The 10622-nt window shown below is 35.6% G+C and carries 10 protein-coding genes; 5 read left to right on the forward strand and 5 right to left on the reverse strand.

Annotation, left to right across the window (positions count from 1 at the left end; genetic code table 11):
* Window positions 1–195: 195 nt before the first annotated feature.
* From AB4Y90_RS11510 to truA, 3 genes are all read right to left on the reverse strand, one after another.
* The gene (locus AB4Y90_RS11510) at window positions 196–777 is read right to left on the reverse strand and encodes a Crp/Fnr family transcriptional regulator (RefSeq protein WP_441557723.1); all 582 of its coding nucleotides are present in this window, start codon (window positions 775–777) and stop codon (window positions 196–198) included.
* 62 nt (window positions 778–839) lie between these two features.
* A complete protein-coding gene (locus AB4Y90_RS11515) occupies window positions 840–1175 on the reverse strand; it encodes a hypothetical protein (RefSeq protein ID WP_441557724.1) in 336 nt (111 codons plus the stop codon).
* A 29-nt stretch (window positions 1176–1204) separates the two neighbouring features.
* Entirely contained in the window at window positions 1205–1939 is a 735-nt protein-coding gene (truA, locus tag AB4Y90_RS11520; RefSeq protein WP_441557725.1) for a tRNA pseudouridine(38-40) synthase TruA, read from the reverse strand.
* 194 nt (window positions 1940–2133) lie between these two features.
* Here truA and lpxK point away from each other — a divergent pair, with 194 nt between their 5' ends.
* From lpxK to AB4Y90_RS11540, 4 genes are all read left to right on the forward strand, one after another.
* Window positions 2134–3162 (forward strand): tetraacyldisaccharide 4'-kinase, encoded by a 1029-nt coding sequence (gene lpxK / locus AB4Y90_RS11525; protein WP_441557726.1) that lies wholly within the window; start codon window positions 2134–2136, stop codon window positions 3160–3162.
* Window positions 3163–3354: 192 nt separating this feature from the next.
* Window positions 3355–3870 carry a TlpA family protein disulfide reductase gene (locus tag AB4Y90_RS11530; RefSeq protein WP_441557727.1) on the forward strand — a complete coding sequence of 172 codons (516 nt, stop codon included), beginning with the start codon at window positions 3355–3357 and terminating at the stop codon, window positions 3868–3870.
* A gap of 106 nt (window positions 3871–3976) precedes the next feature.
* On the forward strand, window positions 3977–5068 hold the full coding sequence (gene dinB, locus AB4Y90_RS11535) for a DNA polymerase IV (RefSeq protein ID WP_441557728.1): 1092 nt from the start codon (window positions 3977–3979) through the stop codon (window positions 5066–5068).
* Window positions 5069–5112: 44 nt separating this feature from the next.
* Window positions 5113–6585: an alpha-amylase gene (locus tag AB4Y90_RS11540; RefSeq protein WP_441557729.1), complete on the forward strand. Its 1473-nt coding sequence runs from the start codon at window positions 5113–5115 to the stop codon at window positions 6583–6585.
* Between the two features lie 282 nt (window positions 6586–6867).
* Here the strand turns inward: AB4Y90_RS11540 and AB4Y90_RS11545 are convergent, their stop codons facing one another.
* Window positions 6868–9009, reverse strand: coding sequence for a DPP IV N-terminal domain-containing protein (locus tag AB4Y90_RS11545; protein ID WP_441557730.1), 2142 nt, complete (start codon window positions 9007–9009; stop codon window positions 6868–6870).
* Between the two features lie 78 nt (window positions 9010–9087).
* Here AB4Y90_RS11545 and deoD point away from each other — a divergent pair, with 78 nt between their 5' ends.
* The gene (gene deoD / locus AB4Y90_RS11550; RefSeq protein ID WP_441557731.1) at window positions 9088–9798 is read left to right on the forward strand and encodes a purine-nucleoside phosphorylase; all 711 of its coding nucleotides are present in this window, start codon (window positions 9088–9090) and stop codon (window positions 9796–9798) included.
* A 54-nt stretch (window positions 9799–9852) separates the two neighbouring features.
* Here deoD and AB4Y90_RS11555 read toward each other — a convergent pair whose 3' ends face one another.
* Window positions 9853–10620, reverse strand: coding sequence for a TatD family hydrolase (locus tag AB4Y90_RS11555; protein WP_441557732.1), 768 nt, complete (start codon window positions 10618–10620; stop codon window positions 9853–9855).
* Between the last annotated feature and the right edge of the window lie 2 nt (window positions 10621–10622).

Genomic DNA, 10622 nt, shown 5'->3' on the forward strand with positions numbered 1-10622 from the left:
AGCATGCACCGTGTAACCCTGGTTTTCAAAATAAGTTTTCCACTCTTTCCAGCTTGTATTGTTCACAAATAACCCATGAATTAATACGATTGTTTTTGTTTTCATAACTTTTATTTTTAAGTTGGTTTTTAATTATGAGACAAAGTTCCGCCAATAAAATGAGGATAATTTTAACCTCGGTTAAAATCGTATTATTTACCTGAAATTCTTTTTCTGATTCTGCTTAAAGACGGCCCTTGAATTCCTAAATACGAAGAAATATGATAACGGAACATTATTAAAAATATCAGGATGCTGCTTGATGAGATCTAAATACCGCTCTTCAGGTGATTTTAAAATAAATCCCTCAATTCTGGACATGGTAATATTGAATGCTTCCTGTGCCAGTAATCTTCCAAATTTTTCCCAACTGTGCGATCGATTGTACAACGAAAACAAATCGGTATATCTGATAAAAATAATAGAAGCATCCGTTAAAGCCTGCGTGTGATAATCACACGGAATTTGATTAATAAAACTTTTAAAGGAAACCACAAAACCATTTGCCGAATACAGAAATACATTTTTTTCTTCTCCGGTTTTCTCATCAATCGTATAAGACCGGAAAACTCCATCTACAATAAAACCGAAATAGGTACAAACCGTGCCTCGCAGATTATAGAATTCGCCTTTTTTGTAATTTTTAGGAAGCCAGCAATTTTCAGATAATTTGAAATCTTCTTCTGTAAGACCAGCAAAATGATTGAGCGCAAAAGCTAATTGGCCGATTGCATCCATGATGATTAGTTTAAAAAATTAAAATGGTGACTTTGAAACATCAAGTCACCATTTATTTATCATTATTTGTTAACTATTTCTTCGATTTCCAAAGCAGGGCTTGAAATATTTCCTTTTTTAAATTTATATTCAAGCAGCTTGTAAATCCCTAAAACGCCACCTATTCCAAACAGCCAGTTGATAATATTGATTACCGAAAAACCGGAATACTTATTTTCATTAAAAAAATCAGGATTATTTAAAACCATGAAAGCTTCGTACGAAAACAGAAACATCATCTGAAATCCTAAATAAACACCAATCGCTAAAAGCCCGAAATACCATCTTTTTTTGCCAAATCTCTCTGCCAATCCTGCGTAATAACGATAAGAACCTACAAGAATAATTATTGACATCATAGCCTTTAGTTTGGTATAAATTTAATCATTTATTTAAAATCATAACCAACATCTACCAAAAAAAGTGCATGAGCCGGCGCAGAAGTTCCGGCAGAATTTCGGTTTTTATTTTCGATTACTTTTCGCACATCTTCAGGCTGAATTTTTCCTGAACCCACCTCAACCATCGTTCCGACAATTGCTCTTACCATATTTCGTAAAAACCGGTTGGCTGAAATGGTAAATTTCAACTCAGTTCCGTTCTGTTCCCATTCTGCTTTGTACATTTTGCACAGATTGGTTTTGTTGTCGGTATGAAGTTTCGCAAAACTTGTAAAATCTTCATATTCAAATAAAATTTTACAGGCTTCATTCATTTTACTGATGTCTAAAGATTTTCTCCAGTGTTGCCAAGCCGAATCCTGAGTAAACGGATTTTTTTCTAAAGAAATATAATATTCATACGTTCTGAAAGTCGCATCAAAACGCGCATGAAAATCATCTTTAACTTTAAATATCCTTTTTATTGAAATATCGGCTGGAAGAAAACTGTTGAGCTTATGAGAAAGCTGGTCGCTCAGTTCCTGTTCGGTCTCAAAATGAGCAAACATTTTTTTGGCATGAACTCCCGTATCGGTTCTACCCGCTCCTGTTGTTTTAATTTCTTCCCTTAAAATGGTTGAAAGTGCATTTTCCAGTTCTTCTTGCACGGAAATATCTTTCGGCTGAATCTGATAGCCAAAATAATTTTTCCCGTTGTATGAAAATTCAATAAAATATCTCAATGTAATACTATTTAATTTAGAAATAAAACAAAACAAATTATACCCGTTTTCCTTTAAATAATTTGTTTAAATTTCACTTCTTAAACGTTCTTGCAAAAATACTTTAATTTATGACAAAAAAATTAAGATTTATTTTTGAAAACTGACCAAAAACATCTTCTAAAAGGTTTTAAAATTCTTATTTTTGCCAACGTATGAAAAGATGGTATCTCTATCCTTTTTCTTTAGGTTATCACATGGTTACGGGCATCCGAAACACAATGTATGATCTGGGAATTTTTAAATCTACGAAATTCAAGACACCGATTATCAATGTCGGTAATCTTTCTGTGGGCGGAAGCGGGAAATCGCCGATGGTGATGTACCTCGCCAAATCTCTGTCTAAATATTACAGAACCGGTGTGCTTTCCAGAGGTTACGGAAGATTGACAAAAGGATATGACGTTACTAATTACGACAGTAATTATAAAACTGTGGGTGATGAAGCGATGCAGCTTTTTGAGCGTTTTAAAAACCGTTTTGTGATTGCCGTTTCCGAAGACCGGGTTCCTGGAGCCAAAAAAGTAATCGAAGATATGGATCTTGATGTTCTGATTCTTGATGATGCGATGCAGCATAGAGCCATCAAAGCCGGATTTAATATTCTGATGACCGATTTTAATGATCCTTATTTCAAAGATCACCTTCTACCTGCGGGAGATTTAAGAGAATCAAGAGGAGGAGCAAGTCGAGCCGACATCATTATGGTCAGCAAATGTCCTGATGAACTGACTGAAGAAACAAAACAGTATTATATTTCGAGAATCCGTCCGACAAGAACCCAGAAAGTATTTTTCTCATCGATTGGTTATGATGAAAATGTTTACGGAACAAGGGAAAAAATGCTTCCTGATAACAACCTGAATTATTACGACATTCTTTTAATCACCGGAATCGCCAATCCAAAACCCTTGTTGGCTCATTTAGCTAAATTCTCTCAGCGAGTGAAACATTTGAAATTCAGAGATCATCACAATTTTTCTGAAGCTGATATTAAAAATATTCTCGCTGAATACAAAAAACTGGGTGAATACAAATTAATTTTAACGACTGAAAAAGATTACGTTCGTCTCAAAACTTTCGATTATCTGCGTGATCTGGTGTATTATTGGCCAATCAATGTGGTGATTGATAAAAAAGAAGAATTCAATCAGGCGATTATGAATTATGTGAATAAAAAATAATTCTGTTTGTCATTCTGAATGGAACAAAGTGAAATGAAGAATCTCAAATTACTTTTTAGTGATCTTCTTTTGTCAGAATAATATAGGTGTTGATATATTTTATAGATTATTTCAATTCTTAAATTTCTGCTAATTCATATGATTTCATTCTAATATTCCGTTTCAATGTTTAGATTTGTAAAAAATTTAGATATGAAGCAGATCATGATTGCCATGATGTTGGGTATTTTCACTTTGGGTTGCGCACAAAAAACGCCTGAAGTTTCAAAAACTCAGTTTTCAAAAGAGGCATTACATCAGAAGTTGGAAGATGAAAACGGAAAAAGCATAAGCGTTCAGGAAATATTAGACAAGCACAAAGGAAAAGTTTTGGTGATTGATTTCTGGGCAGGTTGGTGCAGAGATTGTCTTAAGGCGTTACCAAAAGCCGAAGAACTAGAAAAAAATAATCCCAATATCGATTTTGTATTCTTTTCTCTGGAAAGGTCAAAAGAAAAATTTGACAGCAGTCTGGAAAGATTTAATATGAAAGAAAAAGAAAATTATTGGTTTTCTTCAGGCTGGAAAAATGATTTCAACAATTACATCGATTTAAACTGGATTCCGAGATATATGGTGATTGACCAAAAATCTGAGATTGCAAAATATTATGCGATTTCTCCTGAAGATCCTGAAATTCAGGCGACGATTGATAGACTTTTAAAATAAGGTTGAGATTAGGTTAATCTTAAACTGAGAGGAACTTGTGATTAAACTTCAAACCTTAAACATAGAACTTTGAACTAACAAATCTTAGAATCCATACCTTTGTGATATGGATTCTCCGTTTCCGCTCCGCAAAATAATTCATGTCGATATGGATGCATTTTATGCTTCTGTGGAACAGCATGACAATCCTACATTGCGTGGGAAAGCAATTGCAGTTGGTGGCGGTCATCGTGGTGTTGTTTCGGCAGCGAGTTATGAAGCAAGAAAATTTGGAGTTCGTTCTGCAATGCCGAGTAAAACGGCTAAAGAGAAATGCCCGCGTTTAATATTTGTTCCGCCTAGGTTTGCACGGTATAAAGAAATATCAAGAAAAATCCGTGAGATTTTTTATGAATACACCGATCTTGTAGAACCGCTTTCTTTGGATGAAGCTTATCTTGATGTTACCGAAAATAAAAAAGGAATAGAATCTGCCAATCAGATTGCGAAGGAAATCCGTCAAAAAATATTTGAGCAAACCGGTTTAACGGCTTCCGCAGGAATTTCAATCAATAAATTTTTAGCGAAAGTTGCTTCAGATATTAATAAACCGAACGGACAGAAAACCATTCATCCTGAAAAAGTAGAGCAATTTTTAGAAGAACTTCCAGTCGAAAAATTTTATGGTGTAGGAAAAGTAACCGCCAATAAAATGTTCAGTCTCGCAATTTATAAAGGAAAAGATTTAAAAAAAAGATCAATAGAAGATTTAACGAGGCTTTTCGGAAAATCAGGAGCTTATTATTACAATGTTGTCCGCGGAATTCACAATTCGGAAGTAAAACCCAACAGAATACAGAAAAGCGTTGCGGTGGAAAGAACTTTCTTCGAAGACCTTTTAGACGAACAGCAAATCAACGAAAAATTAGAAAATTTAAGCCAAGAGCTTCATCAGCGTTTACAGAAACACCAGATCCTGGGAAGATCTTTAACCCTGAAAATCAAATACAAAGACTTTTCATTATTTACGAGAAGTTTTACGAAGGAAGAATATTTCACTTCTCCCGAGCAATATTTTGCCACGGCAAAAAAACTTTGGGAACTTCGCCCTTTCGATAAAGCGGTACGATTATTGGGACTGTCATTATCACACCTCAACACAGAAGAAAAAAAGCAGATTTCGGTTCAACTTAAAATTCCGTTTGAGGATTTTGAATAATTACAAAAAATCAATCAATTGATATCACAAAATTTATTTTTATTATGAATCCGACCATGATACAATTTTTCCATTGGTATTCCGAAGGAAACGGAACGCTATGGAATCACGCTAAAGAACAGGCAGAATATTTATCCGATCTAGGAATTAGCTCCGTTTGGTTTCCTCCCGCTTATAAAGGAACAGACGGCGAAAATTCTGTAGGATATGATTCTTACGACCTTTTTGATCTTGGCGAATTTGACCAGAAAAATTCAATCCCTACAAAATACGGAACGAAAGACGAATATATTAATGCTATTAAAACCCTTAAAAAAAATAACATCGAAGTCATTGTAGATGTTGTTTTGGGACACAAAGGCGGCGGTGACGAACTTGAAAAATTCAAAGTCGTAAAGGTTGACGAGAACAACCGTGATAAAGTCATTTCAGGAGAAATAGAAATTGAATCGTATACCAAATTTACATTTCCGGGAAGACAGAAAAAATATTCTGAATTTGAATGGAATTTTACCTGCTTCAGTGGAACCGATTATGCCGAAGGAAGAGATTCGCACATCTATAAAATCAAATCTGAATATGGTGACGACTGGGAAGAAATGATTGATGATGAGAAAGGAAATTACGATTACCTGATGTTTAATGATATTGAGCACCGAAATCCTCACGTGCGGGAAGAGCTGAACAACTGGGCGAAATGGTATTTTGATGAAACCGATTTTGATGGCGTAAGACTCGACGCTTTAAAACATATTTCCTTTGATTTTTATAAAGAATGGCTTACTATATTGCGCTCCAATTCAGGAAAAAATATTTTTGCGGTTGGAGAATATTGGGCTCCCGGATATTTAAATTTACTTCAGAAATATATTGAAGCTACGGAAGGCTGTATGAGCCTTTTTGACAGTTCGCTTCAAAACAATTTCCATACTGCGTCGAAAGAAGGAGATTCTTATGATTTGAGGCACATTCTTTCTGAAACTCTTACAGAAGCCGACCCGCTTCATTCGGTAAGTCTGGTTGATAATCACGATACGCAGCCTTTACAGGATCTGGAAGCTCCCGTAGAACCTTGGTTTAAACCGATTGCTTATGCTTTAATTTTATTGAGGGAAAACGGTTATCCTTGTATTTTTTATCCCGACTTATACGGTGCAAGTTATAAAGACACCGACCGTGAAGGATATGAGCATGAAATAGTACTGGAAAAAGTTGACGGAATTGAAGCGCTTTTAAAAGCAAGAAAAGAAAACGCATACGGAATTCAGCGAGATTATTTTGAAGATGCGAATTGCTTGGGCTGGATTCGTGAAGGCGACGATGAGCATGAAGGTTGCGCTGTTGTTCTAAGCAATAAAGATGCTTACACAAAACCAATGGAAATGGGAGAAAGATATGTCGGAAGAACATTTTATGATGCCTTGGGAAGATCTGAAGAAAAAGTAGAAATACGAGAAGACGGATGGGCAGATTTTCCGGTTCCGGCAGGGAATGTGAGCGTTTGGCTTCCGGAATAATTTTTTAATCTCTCGCTGATTTTGCTGATGACGCAGATTTATTTTCATTTTTTTAATCTGCTTAATCTGTATAATCAACGAGATTTATTATCAATAGGAACGGGCTTTAGCCCGTTTTAGTTTTGGATATTGCAATTTGGCTTTAGCCAAAATTTATGGTATGTTTTGGCTAAAGCCAGTTTTGAAATTACATTTTTTTGCAGTTGGGCTAAAGCCCAACCCTATTGATGAAATTTTAGTAAAACAAAAAATCCAGCCTAATTTAGACTGGATTTTTTATTATTATTTCTTTAGATATAAATCAAAATAATCGGTGACTTTCTGCATCAAATGCACTCTGTCTTTGCCGATAACATTATGCGGATGTCCCGGATAAACAAAATAATCCATCTGAACACCCTGATCAACAGCCGATTTGATGAATTTCATAGAATGCTGCCAAACTACAACATCATCCTGCGCGCCGTGGATCATCAGTAATTTACCTTTTAAATTCTGTACTTTATCCAAAAGATTTGAAGCAGCATAGCCTTGAGGATTTTCCTGTGGAGTATCCATATATCTTTCGCCGTACATGATTTCGTACATGCTCCAGTCGATTACAGGGCCACCTGCAACACCTACTTTGAAAACATCCGGTTGACGAAGCATGAAGCTCGTCGTCATAAATCCGCCAAAGCTCCAACCGTGAATTCCCATTCTTTCAGAATCTACATAAGGAAGAGATTTCAGGTAATTTACCCCTTTCATCTGGTCGTTCATTTCTGTTGTTCCTAGGTTTCTGAAAACAGCCTGCTCAAATTTCAGTCCACGGTTTGAAGAACCTCTTCCGTCCATTGTAAAAATAACATAACCGTTCTGAGCCATATATTCATACCAAAGATTTCCTGAAGCCGGGAAAGAATTTGTCACCAACTGCAAATGCGGACCGTTGTATAAATAAACAATGGCAGGATATTTTTTATTAGGATCAAAATTGGTCGGAAGAATAACTTTTGCATACAAAATCGTTCCGTCATCAGCTTTCAAAGTGATGTTTTTAACTTCAGGACGGTCGTAATTTTTTAGAGGATTATCTGATTTTAAAAGATTCGTAGCTTTTAAAGTCGATGTATTCAAAATATCTGCAACTCTAGGCGTGGTTGCATTGCTGTAAGAATCATACAAATAATTCCCGTCACTGCTCAACACTCCTGAATGTACTCCTTCTGCATTGTCTAATCTCTGTGTTTTAAAAGTATTCCAATTGATTCTGTAAAAATGCTTCTCAGTCGGAGTTTCCTGCGTAGAAGTATAGTAAATTTCTTTTTTCTTTTCATTAAAACCTAAAATATCGGTTACCAGCCAATCCCCTTTTGTAATCTGAGCAATCAGACCTTTTTCTAAGCTGTAATGAAATAAATGGTTGTATCCCGTTCTCTGGCTTTGCCAGATAAAATCTGTATTTGAATTCGGGAAAAACGTCAGCGGATGTTGCGGTTCAACATATTTATCACTTGTTTCTTCAAACAGTGTATTGATGAAATTTCCTGTAACCGCGTCATATTTATTCATTCTTAAATGATTCTGACCTCTGTTTAAAACTCCCACAAAAATAAATTTAGAATCCGGGCTCCACGTAATTGCCGTTAAATATTGGTCTTTTTCTCCTTCAATTTTAAGAAAAGTTGTTGATTGATTTTTAATATTATAAACACCCAATGTCACTTCATGAGAAGTTTTTCCGGCCATCGGATATTTAATATTGGCATTTACAGCAGGAGTTACAGACCAGTCGATAATCGGGTAATCTGCAACCATCGTCTGATCCATTCTGTAGAACGCTACATTTTCAGAATTTGGAGACGGAAAAATCCCGGTATCAATTCCGAATTCGTTTCTGTGAACGTTTGAAGCTCCGTTAAGAATATTTTCGTTAGAATCATTCGTTACCGCAACTTCTTTTCCGTTTTTATTGATGAATAAGTTATTCTTTTTGGTGTACACCAAAGTCTCATTATCAGCCAGAGTTTTCACATTTTCAGCGTTATCTCCCAAAGCAACCGAACGTTTTACCTTCCAGTCACTTCCTGATTTTTCCAGCCAATACATTTGATTATTTGCCGTAAAATAAGCTTCAGAACTGGTAATAAATTTTACAGGAGGAAGACCTTTCAGTTTTTTATCCGCAAAATTTTTGTTTAGCTGATGAAGCGAGATTAAAGTATCCTGTTTGTTTGTCTTTAGATCTGTTGCTAAATATCCGCCTTTTACAGCCTGGATATAAGATTTGTTGTCGCTAGACCATGAAAACTGAGAGATATTTTTTACTGCAAGGTTACTTCTCATACCGTTTACAGCTTCTGCCATGGTAAATTTCTGACTTTGGGCAAAAGCCGTTCCGCCTAAAGCAACCATTAATAAAGATAATTTATATAATTTCATTGTATAAAATTGAATCAGTCAAAAATAAGAAATAAATGTGACACGTTAAGAAATGTTTAAAAAATTTAAAACAAAAATATGAGTGTACACATCAGTGCAAAAAAGGGAGAAATTGCCAAAGTTGTTTTGCAGCCGGGAGATCCGCTTCGTGCCAAATATATAGCAGAAAATTTTCTTGAAAACGCAAGATTGGTAAGTCAGACGAGAGGTATTTTTTATTACACCGGAACTTACAAAGGAAAAGAAATCTCTGTGGGAGCAAGCGGAATGGGTTTCCCAAGTATCGGAATTTATTCTTTCGAGCTGTACACAGAATATGAAGTTGATACGATCATCAGAATCGGAACTTGCGGCGGATATTCGAGTGATGTAAAATTATTTGATATTTTAAATGTAGAAAATGCAGCCAGTGAAAGTACCTATGCAAAATTTGCGTGGGGATTTGAAGAAGAGATTCTTTCACATCAGGGAAATATTTTTGATGTCATTAACGAAACTGCAGAAGAATTAGGCTTAAAAACCAGAGCAACCAACATTCACAGCAGTGATATTTTTTACAGAAAAGATCCTGCAACTCCGGAAATTGCTGCAAAATACAATTGTCCAGCAGTAGAAATGGAAGCTTTCGGATTGTTTGCCAATGCCAAACATTTGGGTAAAAATGCGGCAACTATTCTTACGGTTTCAGATATTATCCCGACCAAAGAATTTATTTCGGCTGAAGAAAGAGAAAAAGCGTTGAAACCTATGATTGAATTAGCCTTGGAATCGGCTTTGAAAGTGATTTAATCAATTTTCAATTGATAAATAAAAAGAGCTTTACTTTGTGAGTAGAGCTCTTTTTTATATTCTGAAAAAATTTCTTGCGACTTCTGTAGTTTCATCTGCAACTTCGGAAATACTTATTTTTTTGAGATGTGCGATTGTTTGGGCTACATAAGGCAAAAATGAAGGTTCGTTTCTGCGGTTTTGCATTCTCGGCRTATTTTTCGGAAGCATAAAAGGCGAATCAGTTTCGATCATTATTCGGTCGAGGGGAACGTATCTGATGACTTCTTCCAAATGTTTAAATCTGTTGGTGTCGCTTATTGCTCCTGTAAATCCTAAATAAAATCCTTTATCCAGATAAGCTTTTGCTTTATCTAAAGTTCCGGTAAAACAATGAACCACCGCTTTGGGAAGTTTTGATAAATATTCGTCTGTGATTTCGTTGAATCTTTTGAAAGCTGCTCTTTCATGAAGAAAAAGAGGTTTATTAATTTCAATTGATAATTCTAATTGAGCACGATAACATTTTTCCTGAATAGGTCTTGGCGAAAAATCTCTGTCAAAATCAAGTCCGCATTCTCCAACCGAAATGACGTGATCAAGTTTCAATAATTTCCTTAATTCATTAATACTTTCGGTGTTGAAAGATTTTGCATCGTGAGGATGAATTCCTGCTGTGGAAAATAAAATTTCATGATAATCTTCTGCTATYCCCGCTGATTCTTTGCTTCCGCGAACGCTCGTTCCTGTAAGGATCATTTGTTCAACGCCATTGTCGAGAGCGCGATTGATAATTTCTTCTTGCTCATTGTAAAATTGTTTATTGGTCAGATTGATGCCAATGT

The organism is Chryseobacterium sp. 2TAF14 (assembly GCF_052115105.1).
Lineage (GTDB): Bacteria > Bacteroidota > Bacteroidia > Flavobacteriales > Weeksellaceae > Chryseobacterium.